At 72.8% G+C, this 25154-nt stretch carries 28 protein-coding genes; 16 read left to right on the top strand and 12 right to left on the bottom strand.

Going from position 1 to position 25154, the window contains the following annotated elements:
- Positions 1–131 precede the first annotated feature (131 nt).
- Together BLW78_RS12020 and BLW78_RS12015 are read left to right on the top strand one after the other, a co-directional pair.
- Positions 132–311 carry a DUF1328 domain-containing protein gene (locus BLW78_RS12020; protein WP_010685332.1) on the top strand — a complete coding sequence of 60 codons (180 nt, stop codon included), beginning with the start codon at positions 132–134 and terminating at the stop codon, positions 309–311.
- 10 nt (positions 312–321) lie between these two features.
- A complete protein-coding gene (locus tag BLW78_RS12015) occupies positions 322–1176 on the top strand; it encodes an SDR family oxidoreductase (protein WP_091679749.1) in 855 nt (284 codons plus the stop codon).
- Positions 1177–1203: 27 nt separating this feature from the next.
- Here BLW78_RS12015 and BLW78_RS12010 read toward each other — a convergent pair whose 3' ends face one another.
- Together BLW78_RS12010 and BLW78_RS12005 are read right to left on the bottom strand one after the other, a co-directional pair.
- The gene (locus tag BLW78_RS12010) at positions 1204–1602 is read right to left on the bottom strand and encodes a nuclear transport factor 2 family protein (protein WP_091679746.1); all 399 of its coding nucleotides are present in this window, start codon (positions 1600–1602) and stop codon (positions 1204–1206) included.
- Between the two features lie 53 nt (positions 1603–1655).
- On the bottom strand, positions 1656–2378 hold the full coding sequence (locus tag BLW78_RS12005) for an SDR family oxidoreductase (protein ID WP_091679744.1): 723 nt from the start codon (positions 2376–2378) through the stop codon (positions 1656–1658).
- 107 nt (positions 2379–2485) lie between these two features.
- Here BLW78_RS12005 and BLW78_RS12000 point away from each other — a divergent pair, with 107 nt between their 5' ends.
- Positions 2486–3445 carry a LysR family transcriptional regulator gene (locus tag BLW78_RS12000; protein WP_056525717.1) on the top strand — a complete coding sequence of 320 codons (960 nt, stop codon included), beginning with the start codon at positions 2486–2488 and terminating at the stop codon, positions 3443–3445.
- 34 nt (positions 3446–3479) lie between these two features.
- Here the strand turns inward: BLW78_RS12000 and BLW78_RS11995 are convergent, their stop codons facing one another.
- On the bottom strand, positions 3480–4439 hold the full coding sequence (locus BLW78_RS11995) for a cation diffusion facilitator family transporter (protein ID WP_091679741.1): 960 nt from the start codon (positions 4437–4439) through the stop codon (positions 3480–3482).
- Between the two features lie 161 nt (positions 4440–4600).
- On the opposite strand from BLW78_RS11995, the gene BLW78_RS11990 reads away from it, so the two are divergent.
- Positions 4601–5038 (top strand): HIT family protein, encoded by a 438-nt coding sequence (locus BLW78_RS11990; RefSeq protein ID WP_091679740.1) that lies wholly within the window; start codon positions 4601–4603, stop codon positions 5036–5038.
- 16 nt (positions 5039–5054) lie between these two features.
- Here the strand turns inward: BLW78_RS11990 and BLW78_RS11985 are convergent, their stop codons facing one another.
- From BLW78_RS11985 to BLW78_RS11975, 3 genes are all read right to left on the bottom strand, one after another.
- Positions 5055–5465, bottom strand: coding sequence for a PilZ domain-containing protein (locus BLW78_RS11985; protein WP_020092739.1), 411 nt, complete (start codon positions 5463–5465; stop codon positions 5055–5057).
- 272 nt (positions 5466–5737) lie between these two features.
- The gene (locus tag BLW78_RS11980) at positions 5738–5968 is read right to left on the bottom strand and encodes a hypothetical protein (RefSeq protein WP_020092738.1); all 231 of its coding nucleotides are present in this window, start codon (positions 5966–5968) and stop codon (positions 5738–5740) included.
- Between the two features lie 115 nt (positions 5969–6083).
- Entirely contained in the window at positions 6084–8147 is a 2064-nt protein-coding gene (locus BLW78_RS11975; RefSeq protein WP_091679737.1) for an NAD(+) synthase, read from the bottom strand.
- Between the two features lie 487 nt (positions 8148–8634).
- On the opposite strand from BLW78_RS11975, the gene BLW78_RS11970 reads away from it, so the two are divergent.
- Both BLW78_RS11970 and BLW78_RS11965 read left to right on the top strand, forming a co-directional pair.
- Complete coding sequence (locus BLW78_RS11970) at positions 8635–11961, top strand: DNA translocase FtsK (RefSeq protein WP_091679736.1); 3327 nt, start codon at positions 8635–8637, stop codon at positions 11959–11961.
- 267 nt (positions 11962–12228) lie between these two features.
- On the top strand, positions 12229–13137 hold the full coding sequence (locus tag BLW78_RS11965) for a LolA family protein (protein ID WP_091679734.1): 909 nt from the start codon (positions 12229–12231) through the stop codon (positions 13135–13137).
- Positions 13138–13149: 12 nt separating this feature from the next.
- On the opposite strand, the gene BLW78_RS11960 is transcribed toward BLW78_RS11965, so the two are convergent.
- On the bottom strand, positions 13150–13884 hold the full coding sequence (locus BLW78_RS11960; protein ID WP_091679733.1) for a lysophospholipid acyltransferase family protein: 735 nt from the start codon (positions 13882–13884) through the stop codon (positions 13150–13152).
- A 159-nt stretch (positions 13885–14043) separates the two neighbouring features.
- Between BLW78_RS11960 and xth the strand changes: the two genes are divergently transcribed.
- The 7 genes from xth (at position 14044) to BLW78_RS11925 (ending at position 19002) form a co-directional block, all read left to right on the top strand.
- Positions 14044–14853, top strand: a complete 810-nt coding sequence (xth, locus tag BLW78_RS11955; protein WP_091679731.1) for an exodeoxyribonuclease III — start codon at positions 14044–14046, stop codon at positions 14851–14853.
- Between the two features lie 268 nt (positions 14854–15121).
- Complete coding sequence (locus BLW78_RS11950; RefSeq protein WP_091679729.1) at positions 15122–16000, top strand: SDR family oxidoreductase; 879 nt, start codon at positions 15122–15124, stop codon at positions 15998–16000.
- A gap of 315 nt (positions 16001–16315) precedes the next feature.
- Entirely contained in the window at positions 16316–17098 is a 783-nt protein-coding gene (locus BLW78_RS11945; RefSeq protein WP_091679793.1) for an SDR family NAD(P)-dependent oxidoreductase, read from the top strand.
- A 105-nt stretch (positions 17099–17203) separates the two neighbouring features.
- Positions 17204–17470 (top strand): hypothetical protein, encoded by a 267-nt coding sequence (locus tag BLW78_RS11940; protein WP_091679728.1) that lies wholly within the window; start codon positions 17204–17206, stop codon positions 17468–17470.
- Positions 17471–17571: 101 nt separating this feature from the next.
- Positions 17572–17886 carry a hypothetical protein gene (locus tag BLW78_RS11935; RefSeq protein ID WP_091679726.1) on the top strand — a complete coding sequence of 105 codons (315 nt, stop codon included), beginning with the start codon at positions 17572–17574 and terminating at the stop codon, positions 17884–17886.
- A gap of 135 nt (positions 17887–18021) precedes the next feature.
- On the top strand, positions 18022–18333 hold the full coding sequence (locus BLW78_RS11930; RefSeq protein ID WP_091679725.1) for a GCG_CRPN prefix-to-repeats domain-containing protein: 312 nt from the start codon (positions 18022–18024) through the stop codon (positions 18331–18333).
- A 201-nt stretch (positions 18334–18534) separates the two neighbouring features.
- The gene (locus tag BLW78_RS11925; protein ID WP_091679723.1) at positions 18535–19002 is read left to right on the top strand and encodes a hypothetical protein; all 468 of its coding nucleotides are present in this window, start codon (positions 18535–18537) and stop codon (positions 19000–19002) included.
- Between the two features lie 193 nt (positions 19003–19195).
- Here the strand turns inward: BLW78_RS11925 and ssb are convergent, their stop codons facing one another.
- Both ssb and BLW78_RS11915 read right to left on the bottom strand, forming a co-directional pair.
- Positions 19196–19765 (bottom strand): single-stranded DNA-binding protein, encoded by a 570-nt coding sequence (gene ssb, locus BLW78_RS11920; protein WP_020092725.1) that lies wholly within the window; start codon positions 19763–19765, stop codon positions 19196–19198.
- Positions 19766–19933: 168 nt separating this feature from the next.
- Positions 19934–20953, bottom strand: coding sequence for an NADP-dependent oxidoreductase (locus BLW78_RS11915; RefSeq protein WP_091679722.1), 1020 nt, complete (start codon positions 20951–20953; stop codon positions 19934–19936).
- Between the two features lie 123 nt (positions 20954–21076).
- On the opposite strand from BLW78_RS11915, the gene BLW78_RS11910 reads away from it, so the two are divergent.
- On the top strand, positions 21077–21475 hold the full coding sequence (locus tag BLW78_RS11910) for a DUF4174 domain-containing protein (protein WP_091679721.1): 399 nt from the start codon (positions 21077–21079) through the stop codon (positions 21473–21475).
- Between the two features lie 137 nt (positions 21476–21612).
- Complete coding sequence (locus BLW78_RS31345) at positions 21613–21789, top strand: hypothetical protein (protein WP_012320668.1); 177 nt, start codon at positions 21613–21615, stop codon at positions 21787–21789.
- A gap of 14 nt (positions 21790–21803) precedes the next feature.
- Here BLW78_RS31345 and BLW78_RS30920 read toward each other — a convergent pair whose 3' ends face one another.
- The 3 genes from BLW78_RS30920 to BLW78_RS11900 form a co-directional block, all read right to left on the bottom strand.
- Positions 21804–22196: a hypothetical protein gene (locus BLW78_RS30920; protein ID WP_139307692.1), complete on the bottom strand. Its 393-nt coding sequence runs from the start codon at positions 22194–22196 to the stop codon at positions 21804–21806.
- Positions 22197–22306: 110 nt separating this feature from the next.
- Positions 22307–22708 carry a hypothetical protein gene (locus BLW78_RS11905; protein ID WP_056525759.1) on the bottom strand — a complete coding sequence of 134 codons (402 nt, stop codon included), beginning with the start codon at positions 22706–22708 and terminating at the stop codon, positions 22307–22309.
- Positions 22709–22776: 68 nt separating this feature from the next.
- Positions 22777–23730 carry a protein-methionine-sulfoxide reductase heme-binding subunit MsrQ gene (locus tag BLW78_RS11900; protein ID WP_056526149.1) on the bottom strand — a complete coding sequence of 318 codons (954 nt, stop codon included), beginning with the start codon at positions 23728–23730 and terminating at the stop codon, positions 22777–22779.
- 207 nt (positions 23731–23937) lie between these two features.
- Between BLW78_RS11900 and BLW78_RS11895 the strand changes: the two genes are divergently transcribed.
- Entirely contained in the window at positions 23938–24948 is a 1011-nt protein-coding gene (locus BLW78_RS11895; RefSeq protein WP_020092720.1) for an aldo/keto reductase, read from the top strand.
- Positions 24949–25154: the final 206 nt, after the last annotated feature.

Genomic DNA, 25154 nt, shown 5'->3' with positions numbered 1-25154 from the left:
TCCCCGACCGAGCGGCCGGACGCGGGTAAGAATAAAAGCGGACCGGCCCCGAATCCGCGGAACGGTCTCGCTTGGCGTCGGTTGAGGCAGCAGCATCAGGCCCCGCGCCGGGGCGCAGCCGGAGTGACGCCATGACCCTTCTGAAATGGGCCCTCATCTGCTTCGTGATCTCGCTGATCGCCGGCGGTCTCGGCTTCACCGGCATCGCCTCCGGCGCCGGCTCGCTGGCCCGCATCCTGTTCGGCCTGTTCCTGCTCATCGCCATCGTGATCGTGGTCATCGCCTTCGCGGTCGGCCAGGCGGTGTTCTGAGGCCGGCGCGGTGCGCGGCGCGGTCTGCCTCGTCACCGGGGCGACCGGCGGCATCGGCTACGAGACGGCCCTCGGTCTCGCGCGCCTCGGCGCGCGGGTCGCCATGGTCGGCCGGGACAGCGGGAAGCTGCAGGCCTGCGCCGACAGGATCCGCGCCGCGGTGCCCGGCGCCGCCGTGGAGCCGCACCGCGCGGATCTGTCCGCGCAGGCCGAGATCCGCCGGCTCGCCGGGACCCTGCGGGCGGCCTATCCGCGCCTCGACGTGCTGGTGAACAATGCCGGCGCGATCTTCGACCGGCGCACGCTGACCGTCGACGGGATCGAGCGGACCTGGGCGCTCGACCATCTGGGCTACGTGCTCCTGACCCTCGAACTCCTCGACACGCTGAAGGACGCGGCGGCGGCGGGCGGGAAGCCGCGGATCGTCAACGTCGCATCGGCGGCCCATTACCGGGGGCACATCGACTTCGACGACGTCGAGGGCGCCCGGCGCTACCGGGCGATGGGCGCGTATGCCCAGGCCAAGCTCGCCAACGTGCTGTTCACCTACGCGCTCGCCCGGCGCCTGCGCGACAGCGGCATCACGGCGAACGCCGTCCATCCGGGGGTGGTCAATACCGGCTTCGCCAAGAACACCGGCGGCCTGCTCGGCGCGGCCTGGGCGCTGATGCGGCCGTTGCTGATCACGCCCGAGAAGGGCGCGCGGACCTCCCTCCACGTGGCCAGCGACCCGGGCCTGGACGGGGTCACGGGCCGATACTTCTCCCACGGTCGGCCGAAGGTCTCCTCGGCCGAGAGCCGCGACGAGGCCGTCCAGGAGCGGCTCTGGGCGCTGAGCCTCCGGCAGGTGGGCCGGAGCGACTGAAGATCGGAGCGTTCGGTGGCGGCGGTCTCAGGGGGGCGGCGGGTCGAGAAGCACCCAGAGTCGCGCGATCCTGCCGTCCACGATCTCGGCAACGTCCGTCCCGGTGACCGCGACCGGGCCGCCCTCCGGACCGGCTTCCCAGCGCAGCGATCCCACGCCGTGGTGTCCGGCGGCCGTGCCGACGGGCACGAAGCGGAAGGTCGGCCCGAACCGGTCCAGGAGCGCCCCGGCGACCGCGGCGATCGCGGCCCGCCCGCGCACGACGTTGTCCGGCTCGAACAGGGTCGGCTCGGCCACGTAGAGCTCGGCCAGGGCGGCCGCCCGCGCGCCGGCGTCCCGCGCGTTGAAGATCCGCGCGAGATTGGCGCGCAGCAGCCGGTCGTAGTCGGGCTCTGCCGCCGGCGCGGCCTCCGTGCCGTCGGACATCGCGCATCTCCTTCGAAGGGGGTTGTCGGGCGTGCCGCGCGGCGGCCGGCGGCTCATATCAGGCGGCCGCCGCCGTCGATGTGCAGGGTCTCGCCGTTCATGAAGCCGTTGCTCATCAGGAAGACGACGGCGGCACCGGCCTCCTCGGCGGTGCCGAGGCGTCTCTGCGGCAGCCTCTCGGTCAGCCCGGCCACGTAGGCGTCGCGGTGGGCGCCGAGTGTGCGGGCCAGGAGCGGGGTGTCGGTGGTGCCGGGCGAGAGCGCGTTCACCCGCACCGGTGCCAGTTCGAGCGCGAGGCCGCGGGCGAAGGCCTCCATCGCGGCCGACGCCGCCGCCAGCACGGCGGTCCCCTGCGCGCTCGGGCGGTCCGCCAGGGCGCCGGAGATGAGGGTGACCGAGCCGTCCCCGGCGAGCCGGCCGCCGAGGGCGCGCAGGGCATGAATGGCAGCCCAGATTCGCTCGTCGAAGGCCCGCGCGAGGTGCTCGACCTCGGCCTCGAGGACCCTGCCGGCCACGAAGGTCCCGGCCAGCAGCGCGAGGTGGTCGACGCGGGGGATGTCGGCCAGAGCGGTCGCGATCGTCTCGGGCCGCGTCACGTCGGCGGCGCGCCAGCCGGCGAAGCCGTTCTCCGCCGCGGCGCGCTCGGCGCCCGCCGCGTGGCGGCCGACGACGACGACCTCCGCGCCCGCCGCCCTGGCTTGGCGGGCGGCCGCGAGGCCTATGCCCGAGGTGCCGCCGAAGACCACGACGGTGCGATCCTGAAGGGTGCTGCTCATGGCGGGAAACCTGGCCGGTCGTCGCCAGCGCGGCGCCGATGGACGGGAGATTGGGCCAGCGACCCTTCCTTGATAATCGGTCCGCTCTTCGCTTCAGTCGTGCCGTCATGGAACAGATCGGCCTCGACCGGCTCACGGGCATCGTCGCCTTCGCCCGCTCCGCCTCCCTCGGCAGCTACTCGGCGGCCGCCCGCTCCCTCGGCATCTCGCCCTCGGCGGTGAGCAAGAGCGTGCAGCGGCTGGAGGCGCGGCTCGGCGTGAGCCTCTTCACCCGGACCACCCGCTCGCTGACCCTGACGCCGGAGGGGCGCGACCTGCAGGAGCGCGCGCTGCGGCTCCTCCGCGAGGCCGAGGCGATCGAGCAGGCCGCGGTCGCGGCACGCTCCGAGCCCGCCGGCACCCTGAAGGTGGCGGCGTCGATCCCGGTCGGCGTCCACCTGCTCGCGCCGGCCCTGCCGCGCTTCCGCGCGCGCCATCCGAAGCTGTCGGTCGACCTGCGCCTGAGCGACCGCTTCGTGGACCTGATCGAGGAGGGCATCGACGTCGCGATCCGGGTCGGCGACCTCGCGGATTCCCGGCTGGTCTCGCGCCGCCTCGCGCCGCACCGGGTCTGCGCCTTCGCGGCCCCGGCCTATCTGGCGCGGCGCGGCACGCCGCGGCATCCGGACGATCTGGTCCACCACGACTGCGTGAACTTCCGCTTCCAGAGCACGGGGCAGGCCCTGCGCTGGCCGTTCCACGTGGGCGGCCGCAGGGTCGAGATCACGCCGGATACCGGCATCGTCGCGGATTTCAGCGACGCGGTGACGGCGGTGCTGGTGGCCGGTGGCGGTATCGGCATCTCGCCGACCTACATCGCCGCACCGCATGTCGGGCGGGGCGCGCTCATCCCGATCCTGCAGGACTTCGCGGTCGAGCGCTCGGTCTTCACGGCGCTCTGGCCGGAGAGCCGGCGCGGCAGCCCGAACGTGCGGGCGTTCCTCGCTTTCCTCGACGAGGTCTTCCCGTCGCCTGTCCCCTGGGACGGCGTGCTCGCGCCGGCCCCGACGCCCGGTGCGGCCGCCTGACAGAGGTCCGTGCGCGCCGGCGAGGCGGCACCCCTCAGGCCGCCGCCCGGACCTTGTGGTCGCCCTGCTGCTGGATCTCGATGAAGACCCGGGTGACGTCGGGGCTGCGCGCCTTCAGCGCCCGGTCGAGGCGCGTGACGAGGCTCTCGACCTCGCCGGCGCTGAGATCGTCGGTCATGTCGATGCTGAGATTGACCAGGATGTCGGACGGGCCGAGGTGCTGGGTCAGCACCTCGTTGACGTGGACCACGCCCGGCTCGCCGCGGACCAGCTCCGCGATCGCCGCCACGACCTCGGGATCGGCCGCCTCGCCGATCAGCAGGCCGTGGGTCTCGACCATCAGGAACGCCGCCATGCCGATCAGCACGAGGCCGATGCCGACCGATGCCCAGCCGTCGAGGCTCGGCATCTCCAGGAGGTGGGACAGGGCCACGCCGGCGAGCGCGATCAGGAGGCCGATCAGGGCCGCGGTGTCCTCCGCGAGCACGGTGAACAGGGTCGGATCCTTGCTGCGCCGGATCGCCCGCACGGCGGAGTGCTTGCCCTTCTCGGCCCAGAACTGGCGGATCGCCACGAAGAACGACGTGCCCTCCGCCGCGATGGCGAAGCCCAGGATCGCGACGTTCACCCAGAGGCCGGGCAGGCGGTAGCCGAACAGCTCGGCATCCACGTCCGGCTCGGGATGGCGGACCCGCTCGATCCCCTCGTAGACGGCGAACAGTCCGCCGCCGAGGAAGATCATCAGCGCGACCACGAAGGCGTAGAAGTAGATCTCGCGGCCGTAGCCGAACGGGTGACGGGCGTCGGCCGGGCGCTCGGCCCGCTTCATGCCGACGAGGAGCAGCACTTGGTTCGCCGTGTCGACCACCGAGTGCACGCCCTCGGCGAGCATGGCGGTCGAGCCGGTCAGCGCCCCGCCCACGAACTTCGCCGCCGCGATGGCGAGGTTGGCGCCCGCCGCCGCGTAGATCGCTCCCGTGCTCTCGTGCGCCATCCGGAACTCCCTGCGCGGTCTGGGGGACGCCGGGCTCTCGGACCCCGGCACGGCGCCGCCGCCGCGGCGATGCAAGCATTGCGGCGCGCAGGTTGTTCCCGTGTGGACGCGGGCCGGTGCCCCGTGCAACCTGCGGCCGCTCAAGGAGTCCCGGAGGCAGCATGGCCGACGCCCGCTACGATCCCGACAACATCTTCGCCAAGATCCTGCGGGGCGAGATCCCCTGCCACCGCGTCTACGAGGACGCCCACACCCTGGCCTTCATGGACGTGATGCCCCAGGGCGAGGGCCACACGCTGGTGATCCCGAAGGCGCCGGCCCGGGGCCTGCTCGACGCCGACCCGGACTCGCTCGGCGCCCTGATGGCGAGCGTCCAGAAGGTCGCCCGCGCCGTGAAGGCTGCGTTCCGGGCCGAGGGTCTGACCGTGTTCCAGTTCAACGAGCCGGCCGGCGGCCAGACCGTCTTCCACCTGCACGTCCACGTCATCCCGCGGCGCGAGGGCGTGCCGCTGAAGCGCCACGAGGGCGGGATGGCCGATAACGGGGTCCTCGCCGAGCACGCCGCCCGCATCCGCGCGGCGCTCGAGGCACAGGCCTGACGCCCAGGCCTGAGGATCAGGCCGCGCTCGCCGAGTCGCCCGACTGGGCCATGCTGGCGAGCAGCCGGCGCAGGGCGGCGTTCTCGGTCTCGAGCTCGCTGATGCGCTTCAGCAGCAGGGTCACGGAGGCGTCCGTCGCGGCCGGATCGGGCGAAGCGGGCGCGGTGCCGGCCCGGGCCGGCGCCTCGAAGGTCACGCCGATGCCGTCCTCCCGGCGCCAGCGCAGGGTGGCCCGGTAGGTCCGGTCCTTCTGCGGGATGTAGAGGTCGAACGCGTCCGGAAGCGTGGTGGCCTCGCTCATCACGAGGCGCGCGCCCGTGGGGGACATGTCGCGCACCAGGCAGTCGAGGCTCGACGACCCGTTATTGAAGACGATGCGGCCCTTGAGGAAGACCCTCTGGCGCGCCTCTCTGCGATGCTCCGACATGCGGGCGGCTCCGGACAGCTGACGGTTCCGCGAAACCTGCACGCGAGCCCTTAAGGAATCTTGGTCGCGATCGCCGAGTCGAGGCCCGCTATAGGGCTCGATACCGGTAACGTGCTGCCGCCAAGGCTCCGGAAGAGCGAGTCCGCGCCCCGGGCCGGTCCGATTTACGCGCGACGACTTCGGTTCGTCGTTCCGTGGCCGGAGCGGCGACCCGGCAGGACCGCGCCGATCGTCCCGACGCCGTCCTGCTCGCCGCGACGGACGGAGCCCGCTCAGGCGATGAAGCGCCGGTCCACGGTCTGGAACAGGTAGAAGCCGTTGAAGCGCACCGCGGTGTCGGCGGCCCGCCCGTCGAAGTCGAGGGGCTGCCGGCCGCCGTCGCCCAGCTTGCCGCCGAAGGTCCAGCGACCCGCGCCGATGAAGGGCGGGACCGTGCTGGCCTCCGGCACCGCGCAGCAGAGGCCCTCCTCGCCCTTGAGCTGGAACAGGTTGTAGCTTCGCATCCGAAGTCCTCCGCCTGGCCGCCCTCGAAGCCAATTTTCCCAATACAAGATTTCGCATTGCGAAGAATCGGCTTGACCGTGCTCATAATGGCACAATCGGTCGAGTTTGTGACGGTCAAGTTTCAGGGACGTTTCGGTTCAACTCGTCGATCCAGATCCGCGCCGACCCGTCGGAGGGCGCGCGCCAGTCGCCCCGGGGCGACAGGGAGCCCCCCGCCGAGACCTTCGGCCCGTTCGGGAGCGCCGAGCGCTTGAACTGGCTGAAGCCGAAGTAGCGGCTCAGGAACACCCCGAGCCAGCGGCGGATCTCCGGGAGGTCGTAGGCGACCCGCTTGGTCTCCGGGAAGTCGGGCGCCCAGGTGCCGCGCTCCCTGTCGCCCCAGGCGTGCAGCGCCAGGAAGGCGATCTTCGAGGGCCGGAACCCGTGCCGGAGCGTGTAGAACAGGTTGAAATCCTGCAGCGCGTAGGGGCCGATCGTCCCCTCGGTGCTCTGCGGGCTGTCGTCCTGGTCCACCGGCACCAGCTCGGGGGAGATCTCGGTGTCGAGGATCGCCTGGAGGGTGCGCGCCTCGTCCGGGCCGACCTCGCCGTTGCCGATCACCCAGCGGATCAGGTGCTGGATCAGCGTCTTCGGCACGCCGGCATTGACCGCGTAGTGGCTCATCTGGTCGCCGACGCCGTAGGTGCACCAGCCGAGCGCCAGCTCCGAGAGGTCGCCAGTGCCGACCACGATGCCTCCGGCGTGGTTGGCGAGCCGGAACAGGTAGTCGGTGCGCAGGCCAGCCTGCACGTTCTCGAAGGTCACGTCGTAGACCGCCTCGCCCTTGGCGAAGGGGTGGTCCATGTCGGCGAGCATCTGCTTGGCGGCCGGGCGGATGTCGATCTCGGCGGCCGTGCAGCCCAGCGCCTTCATGAGCGCGTGGGCGTTGGTCTTGGTGGCGTTCGAGGTGGCGAACCCCGGCAGCGTGTAGGCCAGGATGTCCGAGCGCGGGTATCCCAGGCGGTCGAACGCCTTGGCGATCACGATCAGCGCGTGGGTCGAATCGAGGCCGCCCGAGACGCCGATGACGGCCTTGCGGGTGCCGGTGGCCTCCAGGCGCTTGGCGAGGCCGGCGACCTGGATGTTGTAGGCCTCGTAGCAATCCTGCGCGAGGCGCGACGGGTCGGCCGGCACGAACGGGAACCGCTCGATCCGCCGGATCAGGCCGAGATCGGCCTCGGGCGGGTTGAGCCAGAACGGCACCCGGCGATAGGGCAGGGTGCGGCCGCGCGCGTCGTCGTCGAAGCTGCCCGCCTGCAGGCGCTCCTGGGCGATCAGGTCGAGGTCGATGTCGGCCAGCGTCGTCACCGGCTTCTCGGGGAAGCGCTCGCCCTCGGCGAGGCGCACGCCGAGCTCGTCGACGCTGGTCTGGCCATCCCAGGACAGGTCGGTGGTCGATTCGCCCTGGCCGGCTGCCGCGTAGACGTACGCGCAGGCGCCCCGCATCGAGGCCGCCCGGGACAGGAGCGCCCGCGACTCGGCACGGCCCACCGTGATCGGGCTGCCCGAGAGGTTCGCCAGCACGGTGGCGCCGGCGAGCGCGGCGCGCATGCCGGGGGGCTCGGGCACCCACAGGTCCTCGCAGATCTCCACCCCGACCACGAGGCCCGGCAGGTCCTCGGCCGGGAACAGCAGGTCGGTGCCGAACGGCGCGTCCTGACCGGCGACCCGGACGGTCTCGCCGACGATCCCGGCGCCGGAGGCGAAGTGGCGCTTCTCGTAGAATTCCCGGTAGTTCGGCAGGAAGGTCTTCGGGACGACGCCGAGCAGGCGGCCGCCCTGGATGGCGAGCGCGCAATTGTAGACGCGGTGCCGCCAGCGCAGGGGCGCGCCGACGATCAGCAGCGGCCGGAGACGGGCCGAGTCGGCGATCACGCGGGTGGCCGCGACCTCGACCGCGTCGAGCAGGGTCTGCTGGAGCAGCAGGTCCTCGATCGCGTAGGCCGAGAGGCCGAGCTCGGTGAAGACCGCCAGCACCGCGCCCGAATCGTGGCAGGTCCGGGCGAGGTCGAGGATGACGTCGGCGTTGCGCTCGGGCTCCGCCGGATGGCTCCGGCCGGTGCAGGCCGCGACCCGGGCGAAGCCGTGGCGGTAGAGGGAGCGGAAGCGCGCCGGCGATTCGGAGGTGGCTGGAGACACGGGCACCTGTCCGGGTGAGGGGTGGCTGCGGGTTACTATAGCGGACGCGGGCGGGGGGCGGCGCAGAGCCTGTTCGCGCCCTGGCCTGTTCCCGACGTCATCGCGAGAGACTGCGCTGCGGCGGATCGGGACGGGGCCCAGATCGCGATTTCCGGTCCATCGGGCGTCGTTACCTCGAGATTCCGCGTTCGAATCGGTCGCCGGTGGCCGTGACGGCCCGGCCGCGGCGATGCGCGGGGCCCTGCCGGAGCGCCGGGCCGAACGTCCCGCATGGTTTCCGCACCGCGGCCGACGGCAAGCCTCCATTAACGACGAATGGCCTAACTCAGGAACAGCCGCCGCGCGTCGGCGGATCCCTGTTTCGAGTATCGTCTGAGAACCCATGCGCGCATCGGGACGGCCTCCGTACTCCCACCGTGACCCCGCCCGCCCTGTCCGCGGCGGCGACCGCTCGGGCCTCTCCCTGGGAGCCCTGGCGCACCGGCTGATGGCGCTCCGCGCGAGCCTCACCCGCCGCCTCTCCGGCTCTCCCGCGGGCCTGCCCGCCCGCCCGTCCTACGGCGCGCCCGGGCGCCGGGCCGAGCCGAGCTGGCTCACTCCGCCGGGCGCGATGGTCGGCCGCGAGGGCTCCGAGCGCGCCCCGCGCGCCGCGGCGCCCGAGCCGCACTGGCCGGCCCAGGTCTTCGACGACCGGGCGAGCCTCGACGCCCTGGACGCCCCGATCTTCGAGAGCCGGATCGACCGCAGCGCCTCCTCGCCGGGCGTGCTGGTGCGCCAACCGCGCCGCCCCGCCGCCATCGCCCCCGACTACGCGCCGGCCGCGGCTCCGCTCGCGGGCCATGCGTCCGGCCATGTGGCCCACCAAGTGACCGACCACGTCGCGACGCCGGCCGCCGCGCCGGAACCGGCCGCGCCCTCGGCGGTGCGCTACACCCGCACCCCCGATTCGGTTCTGCAGGAGCGCCGCCAGCGCGCCCTCGAGGCCGAGCGCGTCGCCCTGGAGCGCGCCCGCGCCGAGGCGCAGGCCGCTGCCCTGGCCCTGGAGACCGAGCGGGCCGCCCGCGAAAAGGCCGAGCAGGAGCGGGTCGAGCGCGCGCGGATCGCGGCCGAGGCGGCCGAGCGCGCCGCAGCCGTGCCGGCCCTGCCCGAAGCCGCCGCGCCGGACGCGGAGCCGGTGCCGCTGTGGCGCCAGCCCTTCGTCGCGCCGCCGGGCGTCCGCTTCTTCCGCACGCCGGACCGCCGCCCGGTCCGGCCCGCGGTCGAGCTGGCCGCCTCCACGGCGGCGATCGCCCCGGTCGCGGCCGCGTTGGTCGCCGCCGCGCCGGTCGAGACGGTCGCCGAGGCCCCGGCCCGCGACTGGTCGGACCTGCCGGACTGGTCCGAGGTCCAGCCCTGGTTCGACGGCGGCGACTGGTCGTCCGTCGATGCCTGGTCGGCCCTGGAGGCGCAGCCCGCCGAGGTCGCGCCGACCCCGGCCGCCGTCTCGGCGCCGGCGGCGTCCGACGAGCGCTTCGTCTCCATGCCCCTCGATATCTCGCACCTGCGGTCGCTGCCGCCGCGGCCGGTCTACGTGCTCGACCGGCTCGTCCGGTTCGACCAGCCGCCGCGTCCCGCCGACGGGCAAGATAACGGGACGGAGACCGGCCAGCGGATGGACGAGGCCGCCTCGATCCGGAGCGCCTTCCTGCCGCCCGTCGCGCCGCCGGCCGCGTCCGGCCTGTCGCTGGTCTTCGGCCCCGGCAGCGCCGCGGCCGAGCCTCCGGCCGCCCCCGCGTCCGAGGCGCCCCGCCGCGCGCCGGCTCTCAGCGCCATGGCGGCCCGGGCGGCGATTCGCGCGGCCGGCCAGCCGACCGCCGTCCCGCCAGCACCCCCGGCCGTGCCCGAAGCCGGTCCCGTCCCGGTCGTTGCCGCGCCGGTCGCCGCGCGCGCCGAGGCGGAGCGCGTTGTGATCCCGATGACGCCGCGCCCGGTCCTGCTCCGCGGCAAGCTGGCGCCGCAGCCGGAGCCGGTCGAGACGGAGATCGAGGCGGAGATCGAGGCCGAGGCCGAGCCGGTCGCCGCTGCCGTCGAGGCGATCGAGGTCGCGGCCCTGCCGGCCCCCGCGCCGGCGTCGGTCCCCCTGGTGGCGCCGCGGGCACACCTGATCCCGGCCGGCCGCCACCTCGAGATCGCGCCGATCGAGAACGCCGATTACGAGCTGCCGTCCCTCGAACTGCTCGCCCTGCCGGCCCCCGGCGGCAGCGAGGAGGTCGACGCCGACGTGCTGGAGCAGAACGCCCTCAACCTGCAGCAGACGGTCCAGGATTTCGGCGTGCGCGGCGACATCCTGGCGGTGCGGCCGGGCCCGGTCGTCACCCTCTACGAGCTCGAGCCCGCCCCCGGCACCAAGTCCAGCCGCGTGATCGGCCTGTCGGACGACATCGCCCGGTCGATGTCGGCGGTCTCGGCCCGCGTCGCGGTCGTGCCCGGCCGGAACGTCATCGGCATCGAGCTGCCGAACGAGACCCGCGAGACCGTGTTCCTGCGCGAGCTCCTCTCGTCGGCCGACTTCGCCGAGAGCAAGCACAAGCTGGCGCTGTGCCTGGGCAAGAACATCGGCGGCGAGCCGATCATCGCCGACCTCGCGCGCATGCCGCACCTCCTGGTCGCCGGCACGACCGGCTCGGGCAAGTCGGTGGCGATCAACACCATGATCCTGTCGCTGCTCTACCGGCTCAAGCCCGAGGAGTGCCGCCTGATCATGGTCGATCCGAAGATGCTGGAGCTGTCGGTCTACGACGGCATCCCGCACCTGCTCTCCCCGGTCGTCATCGACCCCAAGAAGGCGGTCATCGCCCTCAAGTGGGCCGTGCGCGAGATGGAGGAACGCTACAAGAAGATGGCCAAGATCGCCGTCCGGAACATCGACGGCTACAACGCCCGCATGAAGGAGGCCCGCGACCGGGGCGAGACCATCACGCGCACGATCCAGACCGGCTTCGACCGCCACACCGGCGAGGCGGTGTTCGAAGAGGAGGCAATGGATCTGACGCCTCTGCCGTACATCGTGATCGTGGTCGACGAGATGGCCGACCTGATGATGGTGGCCGGCAAGGACATCGAGGGGGCGATCCAGCGCCTGGCGCAGATGGCGCGCGCGGCGGGCATCCACCTGATCATGGCGACGCAGCGCCCGTCGGTGGACGTGATCACCGGGACGATCAAGGCGAACTTCCCGACCCGGATCAGCTTCCAGGTGACGAGCAAGATCGACAGCCGCACGATCCTGGGCGAGATGGGCGCCGAGCAGCTTCTGGGCCAGGGCGACATGCTGTTCATGGCCGGGGGCGGGCGCACGACGCGGGTGCACGGGCCGTTCTGCTCGGACAGCGAGGTCGAGAGCGTGGTCGCCCACCTCAAGCGCCAGGGCCGCCCCAGCTACCTCGACGCCGTCACCGCCGACGATTCGCCCGAGGAGCCCGCCAAGGAGGGCGGCCGGTCCGGCCGGGGCAAGGCGGCCGCGGCCGACAAGGCCGAGCGGTCCGACGAGCCCGAGGAGGAGGCCCCCGTCTTCGACATCGGCGCCTTCGCGGCGGCGAGCGGCGGCGACTCCGACGACCTCTACAAGCAGGCGATCGAGGTGGTGCTGCGCGACCAGAAGGCGTCGACGAGCTACATCCAGCGCCGGCTGCAGATCGGCTACAACCGCGCCGCCTCCATCATGGAGCGGATGGAGATCGAGGGCATCGTCGGCCCGGCCAACCACGCAGGCAAGCGCGAGATCCTGGTCGCCGGGGCGACGCACAGCTCGGCCGGGATGTACGACGACGAGTGAGACGCTGTCCGGGCCGCCTCGCCACGGGGCGGCCCGGACGTCGCATCTTCGCCACAGGGCGAGGTTCTAAAAGGGGGCTGCGAAACCCGCCCCGTCTCTGCGAGCGGAGCGAAGCAACCCAGAGTAGCGCGACCTCCGGTATCGTGGCGCACCTGGATTGCCTCGCTCCGCTCGCGAAGACGAGGGGACGGCAAGGCGTCCGCAGCGGCCCGCCCACCTCTGTTTCGCCGCCGGAGCTTGCCCGCGGCTCCTCAGGAGACTCTGCCGATGATCGGCCGCCGCACCCGCACAGCCGGCTCCGTGATCGCCGCCGGGCTGTGGCTCGCGACAGCCAACCCGGCCCACGCGCAGGTCGGCGCCTTCATCGACAGCCTGTTCGGCCACAAGGAGGAGCCCGCCCCGCAGCCGGAGGCCGCCCCGGCGGCCCCCGCGCCGGCCAAGAAGGCCGCGCCCAAGGCCAAGGAGGCGAGCAAGGAGGCGAAGCCCGGCACGGCCAAGTCCGGCAAGGGCGGCGACAAGGCCGCCGACAAGGCGGACCACAAGGCGCCCGAGCCGAAGGTCGCGGCGGTGGGCGCGCCGACGGCGATCGTCACCGCCGACTCGGCCGATCCCGCCGCGCTGCTGGCGCAGGCCAACGCCTACTTCAACGGCATCAACACCCTGACGGGCAATTTCGTGCAGATCGGCGCCGACGGCCGCCGGATCGGCGGCAAGCTGACGCTCGTCAAGCCCGGCCGCCTGCGCTTCGACTACGACCAGCCCTCGCCGCTAGAGGTGGTCGCCGACGGGACCTCGGTGGCGGTGCGCGACCGCAAGCTGAACACCCAGGACCTCTACTTCATCACCCAGACGCCGCTGAAATTCCTCCTGCGCGAGAAGATCGACCTCGCCCGCGACCTCACCGTCACCGACGTGGCGAGCGATCCGGGCAGCGTCCGCATCAGCCTGGAGGACCGCGCCACCCTCGGCGGCACCTCGAAGATCCAGCTGTTCTTCGACGCCGAGATGAAGACCCTGTCGCAGTGGCGGATCACCGACCCGCAGGGCTACGTCACCACGGTGACGCTCTCGAACCTGCAGAAGGGCAAGAGCGTCGACGGCAGCCTGTTCTTCATCAATTACGGGCGGTCCGAGGACAAGGCGATGCAGCAGCAGATCCAGCAATCGCAGAAGTGACGGGGTCGCCCCTCAGGGGGCGCCGAGCCCGGCCGCGTCGCCGGGCCGCCACCGGTTCAACTCCCGATCGATCGCGCCCTCCGTCCCGTGCAGGAACTCCGCGGTCGACAGGCCGGGGGCCAGGGCCGCGAGGTAGCTCACCACCACCGTGCCGGACCGGGTCGCCGCGCCCCCGGGCCAGAACAGGCCGGAATTGAGCGCCACCGGCACCACCGGCAGGCCGAGACGGCCGTAGAGCAATTCGACGCCGCGCTTGAAGCGGAGCGGCTCGCCGATCGCGCCGCGGGTACCCTCGGGGAAGATCAGGACCGACCGCCCCGCCGCGACCGCCTCCCGACCGCCGTCGATCATGGTGCGCAGGGCCTGGGTGCCCTTGGCCCGGTCGATGACGATCATCGGCGAGCGTCGGAGGAACCAGCCGACCACCGGGATCGCCAGCAGCTCCCGCTTCGCGACGATCGCCACGTCCGGCACCAGGACCAGGAAGGCCAGCGTCTCCCAGGTCGACTGGTGGTTGGCGACGATCAGGCAGGGCTCGTCCGGCAGGTGCTGGCGGCCCTCCTCGACGTAGCGCAGCCCCACGATGCGCCTGAGCCCGCCCAGGATCCCGCGCGCCCAGAGCCGCGTCGCCCTGCGGATCGGCCGCTGGGGCGATCCGGACAGGAGGAAGATCGCCAGCGGCGCGAGGAACAGGGTCGTCCAGGCGGCCCAGTAGACGGCGAACAGGAGCGAGCGGGCGTGCGCCATGGCGGGCCTCGACGAGGGGCCCGGGACAGGGCAGGGCCCGGACATAGCGCCTGCCGGCCGGGCGCGCACGGCCTTTCGCCGGGCGGGCGGTGAGCGGACTGTCGCGGGCCGCGAAATCGGCTATCGGAGCGCAACGCCGTCAGAACCCCAGCGCCGCCCGTGCAATTCACCGTCACCACCTGGAACATCAACTCGGTGCGCCTGCGCATCGACCTCGTGCTGCGCTTCCTCGCCGAGCACAGACCGGACGTGCTCTGCCTCCAGGAGACCAAGTGCCCGGACGACGCCTTCCCGCTGAAGGCCCTGCGCGGTTCGGGCTACGAGCACGTGATGTTCGCCGGCCAGAAGGGCTACAACGGCGTCGCGATCCTCTCCCGCTTCCCCCTGCACACCCGCGCCGTGATGGGCTTCTGCGAGCGTCAGGACGCCCGCCACATCTCGGCGGTGCTGGGGCCGGAGGCCGGGGCGGCCTCGGGCATCGTGCTGCACGATTTCTACGTCCCGGCCGGCGGCGACGTGCCGGACCGCGACCTGAACCCGAAATTCGCCCACAAGCTCGACTTCCTGTCCGAACTGCGCGCCTGGGGCGGCAGGCGCGTCTCCGGGCCGGCGATCCTCGTGGGCGACCTCAACGTCGCGCCCCTGGAGCACGACGTCTGGTCGCACAAGCAGCTCCTCGACGTGGTCAGCCACACGCCGGTGGAGACTGAGGCGCTGGAGGTGCTGCGCGGGGAGGCGGGCTGGATCGACGCGGCGCGCCACCTCACCCCGGAGCCGGAGAAGATCTACACGTGGTGGAGCTACCGCTCCCCCGACTGGTCGGCCGCCAACAAGGGGCGGCGCCTGGACCACGCCTGGGTGTCGCCGGACCTCGCCGGCACCGTCCGCAAGGTCGAGGTGCTGCGCGAGGCCCGCGCCTGGGAGCGCCCCTCCGACCACGCCCCGGTGACCCTCACGCTGGAGCTGTGACCAGGCGCGGAACTGCGGCGCGGTCCGAGCATTGCCCGCTCACGAACCCGTGACGTGAGCGAGCCCCGATGCGCAAGATCCTGATCGCTTTCCTGCTTCCCAAGGTCGTGTCCTACCTCCGTCGCCGCTACGGCGGCCCGCACGCCAACCGCAACCGGGCCTTCTGAGACGGCCCGGTCGCGGCCACCGCCTGTGACCCCCGGGCGCAGGCGGTGGCCGCGGCGACGGCCCTAGATCCTGCGGGTCCCAAGCCGAGGAGCCGCACCCGATGACCCAGGACCCGCGCGAGGCCGGCCCCCGGCCGCCCTTCCCCGGCGACCAGCAGCAGACCCGCCCGGGCCTCACCACGAAGATGACGCCGCGCCCCGACCACGGCGAGGAGAGCTACGTCGGCAAAGGCCTGCTCACGGGTCAGGCGGCGCTGATCACCGGCGGCGATTCCGGCATCGGCCGGGCGGTGGCCATCGCCTACGCCCGCGAGGGCGCCGACGTGGCGATCTCCTATCTCGAAGCCGAGCAGGAGGATGCCGAAGACACGAAGGCCTGGATCGAGAAGGCCGGCCGCCGCTGCCTGCTGCTCCCCGGTGACATCCGCGACGAGGCCCGGTGCCGGGATCTCGTGGCGCGCACCGTCGCGGCCTTCGGGCGCCTCGACATCCTCGTGAACAACGCCGCCGCCCAGGTGGTGAACGAGGGCCTCGACGATCTGGCGGCGTCCGACATCGAGGGCTCGTTCCGCGCCAACGTCTTCGCCATGTACTACCTCGCCCAGGCGGCGGTGCCGCACATGAAGCCGGGCGGCGCGATCGTGAACAGCACCAGCGTGCAGGCCAAGGTCGCCGGGCCGAACATGCTGATCTACGCCGCCACCAAGGGCGCGATCGCGAGCCTGACCATCGGCCTGTCTAACCTGCTGGCGCCGCAGGGCATCCGGGTGAACTGCGTCGCCCCCGGGCCGGTCTGGACGCCGATCCAGCCGATCGTGAAGAGTCCGGAGCAGATGGAGCAGCTCGGTGCGCAGACGCCGCTCGGCCGCGCCGGCCAGCCCGCGGAACTCGCGCCGGCCTACGTGCTGCTCGCCTCCCGCGAGGGCAGCTACATGTCCGGGGCGCTGGTGCCGGTCACCGGCGGCATGCCGATGCTCTGATCCCGCACCCGTCGCCGCTCTTTGCGGCGGCACCACGCCGTCGTCCCGAGCGCTGCGACGCGACCCGGACCCGCGGGACATCCGCCGGGCGTGGCGCTCCCGGGTCGCTTCGCTGACGCGGGTCATCGCCGGGCGGATGTTCGGGCAGACCCTCGACGGCGCGCGCGCGATCCATCAGACGTTGAGGGCGGATCGGTTCACAACGGCGGGACGGCCCGGAAGGCCGCCCGGGTCCGGCGCGCGGTGATGGCACCGCCGCTGACCCGAACGCTGACCCGCGCCATCCGGGCGCCGCCGATCCCGACGGAGACGACCATGAGCGACGCCCAGGCCCGGACCGCACTGGTGACGGGGGCCGCCCGCGGCATCGGCCTCGCCACCGCGACCCGCTTCCTCGCCGACGGCTGGAACGTCGCCCTTCTCGACATCGACGGCCCGGGCGCGGCGGCGGCGGCCGAGCGGCTCGGCCGTCCGGAAGCCACGCTCGCGGTGACGGCCGACGTCTCCGAGCCCGAGGCGGTGGCGGCGGCGATCCAGCAGGTCGCAGACCGGTTCGGCCGCCTCGACGCCCTGGTCAACAATGCCGGCATCGCGATCTTCAAGCCGCTGACCGAGACCACCTTCGCCGACTGGTCGCGGGTGCTCGCCGTCAACCTGTCCGGCCCGTTCCTGTGCACGCAGGCGGCCGTCCCGCTCCTGTCCGAGCGCGGCGGCGCCATCGTGAACATCACCTCGATCTCGGGCCTGCGCGCCTCGACGCTCCGCACCGCCTACGGCACCAGCAAGGCGGGGCTCGCGCAGCTCACCAAGCAGCAGGCCGCCGAGCTGGCGCAGTACGGGATCCGCGTGAACGCCGTCGCCCCCGGTCCGGTGGACACCGCGATGGCTAAGGCGGTGCACAGCCCCGAGATCCGGGCGGATTACCACGACGCCGTCCCGCTCGGCCGTTACGGGCTGGAGACGGAGCTCGCGGAGGCTATCGTGTTCCTCTGCTCGGAGCGCGCCTCCTACATCACTGGTCAGCAGCTCGCCGTCGACGGCGGCTTCGAGTCGACGGGAATCGGCCTGAAGACGCTGCGCGGCGCCCGCAACATCTGAACGCGTCGGCCCGATCCGCCGGGTTCTGACAGGGTTCGTTAACCCTGCCGCCGTAGCCCGGAGGCTTGGTCAACAGGCGCGGGCACCATGCCGAGACTCGGCTCCATGATCGTCGACGGTCTAGCGTTCCTCCTCGTGGCGATCGCCCTCGCGGCGGTCGTCGCCGGCTACGAGCGGAACCTGCCGGATCCGTCCGCGTCACCCGCGCTGGTCGCCGCGGGCGCCCCCGTCTGGACCGACCCCGAGACGACGGGCTCGATCGCGCCGGCCGCGGGCCCGGTCGCCCGCTGGGCGGTCGCGCGACCCCCGTTCGCGGCGCCGGATACGGATCGCGCCGCCGGCGGAACCTGGGTGAGCCCGCCCCGCCGCTGAGGCGCCGCGGGGCGGCTCACCGGGGCTCCCGCCGCGATCACAACTGATCGTTAACTATGGTTGCCGAACCTTCCACCGCACAGCGAAGCGGAGAGGCACCCATGGCGCGCGACGGCAACCGACCCCACCCGAGCGCCCTGGCGCGGTATCCGGTTCCGATCGAGCTGATCTCGGCCCTGTTCCGCGCCGACGACGCGGAGCGTGACCGGCTGCTCGCGCCGATGCCGGCCTACGGCCGCGCACGGATCGCCGCCTACTGCGCCGAGCACGCTCGGCTCAAGGCGCTCGGCCTGAAGGTCGCGCGCTCCTGCGACGAGGCCACGCTGGTCAGGGCTGCGGGCGAGACGGTCGGCGCCGACCTCTTCGCGCGCTCGCGGGCGCCCGCACCGGCGCCGATCCAGCTCCAGGCCGCCTGACCGACCCGCCGCGCGGAGGCCCGGCCGAGAGTGTCGGCTCGATGAATGCCCGAGCCTGTCCGGGTTCACAGCGGCCGGCGCATCCTCCTGTCATCGGCCCGGCGCGTCCGGGCCGCAGATTCAGGAGATCGTGTCATGATGCGCGCCAAGGTGATCGGCCTCGTCGCGGTGGCCGCCGCGGCTCTCGCGACCGCCACGACGGCCAACGCGGCGCCGTTCGGCTACGGGCCGCCCGATGCCGGATCGGTGATCGAGCGCGTGGCCGGAGGCTGCGGTCCGGGCTTCCATCCCAATCCCTGGGGCCATTGCCGGCCGAACGATCGCGGCTGGGGCTGGGGCGGACCGCGGGGACCCTACGGCGGCCGGCCCGGCTACGGCGGCTACGACCGCGGCTACGGCGGCTATGGCGGCTACGAGGGCCCGCGCCGGTCCTACGGCGGCTGGTGATCCGCGTCGGCGACCCGAGTTCGGGTCGCCGCATCCAGAGCTCGGCCCGCCGCGCGCGATCCGGATCCGCGGCCGGCCGGTGCCGGGTCAGTGTTCGGCCATCGCGTTGTCCCCTGGAACGGACAAACCCATATTCACGACGGCATAGAGCCGTATTAATCTCTTTCGGGACGCAACATAGTGTCCCGGAGATTCTTCGTCATGAGTCGCTATGTATTTGCATCCCTGATGATCGCCGGCCTCGTGGCCGGCGCCGCGCCGGCCGCCGCGCTCTCCGCGAAGGATTGCTCGGTCAAGTATCAGGCCGCCAAGCAGGCCGGCACGCTCAACGGCCAGAAGTGGAACGACTTCCGCAAGGCCGAGTGCGGTGCGGCGGCCGACAACGCCCCGACGACCGCGCCGAACCCTGTCTCGCCGACCGCGACGACAGCTCCGGCCGCGCCGCCGGCCGCCCCGCGCGCCGGGACGACGTCCGCCGCCGCGGCGTCGGCCACGTTCCCCCGCGCCGTCGATCCGAAATACGCCAAGGAATCGGCCGGCAAGGCCCGGATGCACACCTGCCTCGACAGCTACAACGCCGCGAAGGCTGCCGGCACGCTGGGCGGCATGAAGTGGATCGAGAAGGGCGGCGGCTACTACTCGGCCTGCAACCGGCAGCTCAAGGGCTGAGCGGCGGCGCTCCGGGGCGCCGAAGGCGGGCGGCCCGAGACCTGCGCCAGCGGATCTGGATCCCGGGCACCGCCGCGCGGTCCCGGGATGCTGCCTTGAAACGGCTGCGCTGACGCAGCCCAGATGTCCGCGTCACCCGGGTCGGGCAGGCCGACTCGGGTGACGGTATAGGGCCTCCGGATCGCGGGCGGTTCTAGAAGGGGATGTCGTCGTCGAGGTCGTAGCCGCCGCGGCTGCCACCGCCACCGCCGCCACCCGAGGAGGCCGGGGCCGGCCGCCGCTCGCCGCCCTGGGCGCGACCGCCGCCGAAATCGCCGCCGCGATCACCACCCCGGCCACCGCCGAAGTCGCCGCCGCGGCTGATCTGGCCGCCGCCCTCGTCCTCGCCGGCGAAGTCGCCGCCCCCGCCGCCGCGCCCGTCGAGGATCGTCATCTCGCCGCGGAAGCGCTGGAGCACCACCTCGGTCGTGTACTTCTCGACGCCGGAATTGTCGGTCCACTTCCGGGTCTGGAGCTGGCCCTCGATGTAGACCTTCGAGCCCTTGCGCAGGTACTGCTCGGCCACCCGGGCGAGGTTGTCGTTGTAGATCACGACCGAGTGCCACTCGGTCTTCTCCTTGCGCTCGCCGGTTGCCTTGTCCTTCCACGACTCCGACGTCGCGAGCCGGAGGTTGCAGACCGGGTCGCCCGAACCGAGGCGGCGCATCTCGGGATCGCGCCCGAGATTGCCCACCAGAATCACCTTGTTGACGCTGCCCGCCATCGCTCTCTCCTAGTCGTACGGATCTCACAGGGCATCTGCCCGGCGGCGCGCGAACCATGCGCCCGGGCCTCCGGAGCGGCAACCGGCGGGGCGGGCTTGTGCCCGCTTTCCGCAGCGCCGACGGATCGATTTGTTCTATATCTGTTCCGTTTCGGCAGCAAGCCGCTCTCAGGCGACGCGGACGACGAGCTTGCCGAAATTCCGACCTTTCAACAGGCCGATGAACGCGTCCGGGGCGTTCTCCAGCCCCTCGACCACGTCCTCGCGGTAGCGGACGCGCCCGTCCTGGATCCAGCCGGCGACCTCCTTGCGGAACGTGTCCGCCTGCTCGGCGAAGTCCCAGACGATGAAGCCCTGGATGTGCAGCCGGTTGGTCAGGACCGCGCGCATCAGGCCGGGCAGGCGATCCGGGCCGGGGGGCACCTCGGTGGCGTTGTAGGCGGAGACGAGGCCGCAGACCGGGATCCGCGCGAACGGATTGAGCAGCGGCAGCACGGCGGCGAAGACCGCGCCGCCGACATTCTCGAAGTACACGTCGATGCCCTTCGGGCAGGCGGCCGCCAGCGCGCCCGGCAGGTCGGACCCGCGATGGTCGATCGCGGCGTCGAAGCCGAGCTCCTCGGTGAGGTAGCGGCACTTCTCGGGGCTGCCCGCGATCCCGACGGCGCGGGCGCCGTGGATCTTGGCGATCTGGCCGACCAGGGAGCCCACGGGGCCGGCGGCGGCGGCCACCACGACGGTCTCGCCGAATTTCGGCCGGCCGATGTTGAGGAGGCCGGTATAGGCGGTCATGCCCGGCATCCCGAGCACGCCCAGCGCCGTGGAGGGCGGGGCGGCATCGGGGTCGACCTTGCGCGAGCCCTTGGCGTCGGTGACGACGTACTCCTGCCAGCCCGCGAAGGCTGTCAGCAGGTCGCCCACGGCGTGATCGGGGTGGTTGGAGGCGACCACCTCGCCCACCGTCTCGGCGGTGATCGGCGCGCCGATCTCGACGGGCGCCGCGTAGGATTTCGCGTCGCTCATCCGGCCGCGCATGTAGGGGTCCAGCGACAGCCAGCGGGTGCGCAAGAGGACCTGGCCGGGTCCGGGCTGCGGCACCGGCACCTCCTCCAGGCGGAAATTCTCGGGCCGCGGCTCGCCGTGCGGGCGCGAGGCCAGGACGATGCGGCGGTTCATGGCGGTGGTCATTCCGGACTCCGGGACACGGGCTTCCGCCCCGATCTGGGGCGCCGGGCCCGCGAGGCAAACGCGCCGCCGCGATCGCGCGGCCGAGTCGCGCGTTGTCCCGACTCGAGAGCGCGGAGCGGTTGCATGCGGGAGACGGCACTGGGACTCGGGCTGGCAGCTATGGCGGCGGGGGCCGCCCTGGCCGGTCCCCTCGACGGCTATCGCGACCGGGCGCGGGTGCTGGTGCTGTCGGCGCCCGAGGCCGGGGACGCGCAGCTCCGGGCGCAGCGGACGGCGCTGGCCTCGGTCCGCACCGGCGTCGCCGAGCGCGACCTCGTGGTGCTCGAAGCGGTCGGCGCGGGGGCCGAGGCGCGGGCCCTGCGCGAGCGCCTCGGCCTGCCCGCAGACAGCTTCCGCGCGGTCCTGGTCGGCAAGGACGGGGGTGCCAAGATCACCGAAGCGGCGCCGATCGCGCCGCAGAGGCTGTTCGCCACCATCGACGCGATGCCGATGCGCCGTAGCGAGATGCGCGAGCGCCGCTAGGGCCCGATCCCCTGTGAACGGCGGGGCCGCGGACACCATCGGTTAAGCCTACCGGCCTATCACCGAAACGTGTCGACGGCCGCGCACCGGCCGTCCGTTGAGGCCCGCCAGGACGCTCGGACGAGACGCTCGAATCGATGACCCGACAACAAGTCGCCACCGCCATCCGCCGCCTCGTCGACCTGCAGGTCGAGGATATCGAGCGCGCGGTCCGCGACGGCCACAAGACCATCGCGCTGAACGAGCTGGCGGATCTGAACCGCCAGCTCAAGGCCTTCGCGGCCGCCCTCAGGAAGGCGCCGGCCCGCATCTGAGCCGGATTCCCACGCTACCAGCGCGGCCCGCCCCAGCGACGGGGCGGGATGTCCTCCGGCGGCGGGGGAGGCGGCGGCGGCCCGCGGTCGACGACCGGCTCGTCGCAGACTCGCACCCGTCGCAGCACCGGCTCCCCGTCCGGACCGAAGCGCCGCCGCACGAATTCCCGGCACGCCTCCGGGGACGCTTCTGGGGGCGCCGCTGTGAAGCGGGGACCGCGGACTTCGGATTCGGGCCGCGGTCCCGGAGAGGGCGGCGGTGGCCGGCGCTCCGGCTCGTCGTCCTGGGCGGGGCCGCCGTCGCCGTGCGGCGGGTAGGGGCCGTCGAAATCGGCGGCCAGGGCCGGGCCGGCGGCGAGGAGCAGGGCGCAGAAGCCGGTTCGTAAGAGGAGACGACGAGCGGGCACGGTGGCCTCGGCGTGAGCGGGCGCGCGGGGATCGCGGCCATCATCGCCGGAGGATGCGACCGGGTGCCTGAACCGCCTCCGAGCCGCGGTGTCGGCCGCCGTTCAGCCGGCTACTTCTGCATCGCGTTCACTTCGCACTGGGCGTAGTCCGCGCTCGCCTTCACGTAGGCATTGAGCTTCTGCAGGTAGGCCTCGGCGATCGGCCGGAAGGCCTGCGCCTGCAGGTTATAGGCCTTGATCGCGTCGTTGTAGCTGTAGGCCTCCCAGCCCGGGCAGCCCTCCTTGGCGTCGAGGCAGGCGGGCTTCGGCGGCAGCTCCGGCTTGGCCGGGCGCGCGGAGGCCGGCGGCGGCGCTGGCGGCGTGCAGGCCGCGGCTGCCGGTGCGGCAGCGGCCGGCGGCGGCGCGGCGGGCGCCGCCTTGGCGGCCGGCTTCGCGGCCTGGGTCGCGGGGGGCGTCGCGAAGGCGAGGGTCGGCGCGAGCAAGCCCGCGATCAGGAGAGGCGTGCCGCGCATGGCGTCTCGAAAGCTCCGCTGGGCCCGGGGCCGCCGGCGGCGGAGGACCGGGAGCGGGTTCTGCGGCATCAGGCCGACGGCGACAAGGGCTCCCTGACGGGCTCCCGGACGGGCTCCCGGACGGGTTCCCGGATAGGCTCCCGGCGGGCCGCCTGGGCCGGTCGCCTGCCCGGTGCCGGGGCCTTCGGGCCGCGCACGAGCGCCACGAGCGGGAGCGACAGGCCGACGGCCAGCACCCACCAGGCCGGCCGGATCGGCCCGGAGAAGTCCAGGTTGGCGGCGAGGACGAGGTTGGCCGGCACACCGCTGGCGAGGCCGTACCACGCGGCCTCCAGGCCGGCGGTCGCGAGCCCGGCGACGATCGCCAGGAAGAGGAGCGACCAAGGCCGCTCCGGCCACTGGAAGCGCCGCATCACCCGCCAGCCCATCAGCAGCAGGAACAGGCCCGCCGAGAAGACCGGGTCGGTGACGTCGATCTTCGACTGCAGGAAGTAGTGGACCAGGGCCGCCACGGCGATCGTGTAGGTGAGGCGGTGCAGGCGGTTCCAGTTCGGGCCGAGGTTGCGGATCGCCGCGTCCGTGGAGGTCAACCCTAAGGCGATCAGGCCGATCAGGGCCACGAAGCCGATCGTCAGGTAGAGCCGGAGCGCGATCTCGGAGATCACCTTGGTGAGGATCAGGTTCTGGTCGACGGCGTAGAGGGTCAGATGGGCCACCGCGTAGGCCATCACGGTGACGCCGAGCATGCGCCGCACGACGAGGACCTTCGGCCAGTCCGCGAGGCGGCGCAGCGGCGAGATCGCCAGCGAGAAGAGCAGGAAGCGCACCGCCCACTCGCCGGTGGCGTGGATCAGCGCGGTGATCGGCTTCGCCCCGAGGGCGTCGAGCCGGTAGGCGGCCGCGAGGTAGAGCGCGGGCGCGACGCAGCACGCGAACACCGCGAGCTTCAGCCAGGAGAGGCGGCCGGCCCGGTCGAGCCAGGGGAGGGGGATGCCGAGGGCGGCGGCCGAGCGATCGATCATGGGTCCGAACGGAAGCTTCGCGGTGGACGACGGCGCCGCGCCGATGGCCCGGGCCACCGGCGGGAACGGCTGCCCGGGCCATCGGTGCCGTCACGGGTCGGTTCGCCGCGGGCGTTCGCGGGTTACAGGGCGGCGTTGACCTGTGTTGTGGTTGACCGCGCCGTTCCCGCGGCGAGATAGCGGGACGACGGACGTTGGAGGGATCCCATGCAGTATCGCACGCTCGGCCGCTCGGGCCTCAAGGTCTCGCCGATCTGCCTCGGCACGATGATGTTCGGCGGCCCCACCGACGAGGCCACGGCCGGCCGCGTCGTCGCCAGCGCCCGGGAGGCCGGGATCAACTTCATCGACACGGCCAACGTCTACACGGAGGGCCGCTCGGAGGAGATCACCGGCCGGGCGATCAGGGCAGAGCGCGACGCCTGGGTCCTGGCCACCAAGGTTGCCAACCCGACCGGGCCGGGCGTCAACGACCGCGGCCTCTCGCGCGTTCACGTGATGAAGGCCGCCGAGGACAGCCTGCGCCGCCTCGGCACGGATTTCATCGACATCTACTACCTCCACAAGGAGGACCACGACACGCCGCTGGCCGAGACGGTCCGGGCGATCGCCGACCTCGTGCGGGCGGGCAAGATCCGCCATTTCGGCGTCTCGAATCACCGCTCCTGGCGGGTCGCCGAGATCTGTCGGCTCTGCGACGAGGCCGGGATCGACCGGCCGGTGGTGAGCCAGCCCTACTACAACGCCTTCAACCGGATGCCCGAGACCGAGCACCTGCCCGCCTGCGCGCATTTCGGGCTCGGCGTGGTGCCGTACTCGCCGCTCGCGCGCGGCGTGCTCACCGGCAAGTACGACCCCGACGCGCCGCCGCCGGCCGAGTCGCGCGCCGGCCGCCAGGACGCCCGGATGATGCAGACGGAGTGGCGCCCGGAATCCCTGCGCATCGCCCGGACCCTGAGGGAGCACGCCGAGGCCCGCGGCATCACGGCCGGCCAGTTCGCCACCGCGTGGGTGCTGAACAACCGCCTCGTCACCGGCGTCATCGCCGGGCCGCGGACGGAGGCGCAGTGGCAGGAATATCTCGGTGCCCTCGACTACGCCTTCACCCCGGAGGACGAGGCGCTGGTCGACGGGTTCGTGGCCGCGGGGCATCCGACGACGCCGGGCTACAACGATCCGGCCTATCCGCTGGAGGGGCGGGTGCCGCGCAGCGGCTGAGCAAAGGCGATCTCCGACCGAACCTCTCGTCCCGGGGTGCGAGCGCGGCGAGCCTCGAAGGAGGGCTCCTTCGAGGCCTCCGCGACGCTCCGGCACCGCGGGATAAGGCCGAGGACGGGACGAGCGGGCTCGCGCGGCGCGGTGGATCCACCTTGCGCTCCGGGCCGAGGGCCGCTATCTAGCTCTCAACAGTTCTGATGGCAGTC

The organism is Methylobacterium sp. 275MFSha3.1 (genome assembly GCF_900108435.1).
Taxonomy (GTDB): domain Bacteria; phylum Pseudomonadota; class Alphaproteobacteria; order Rhizobiales; family Beijerinckiaceae; genus Methylobacterium.
The sequence above is the reverse complement of the archived record's forward strand: the minus strand, read 5'-3'. Positions and strand labels throughout refer to the sequence as shown.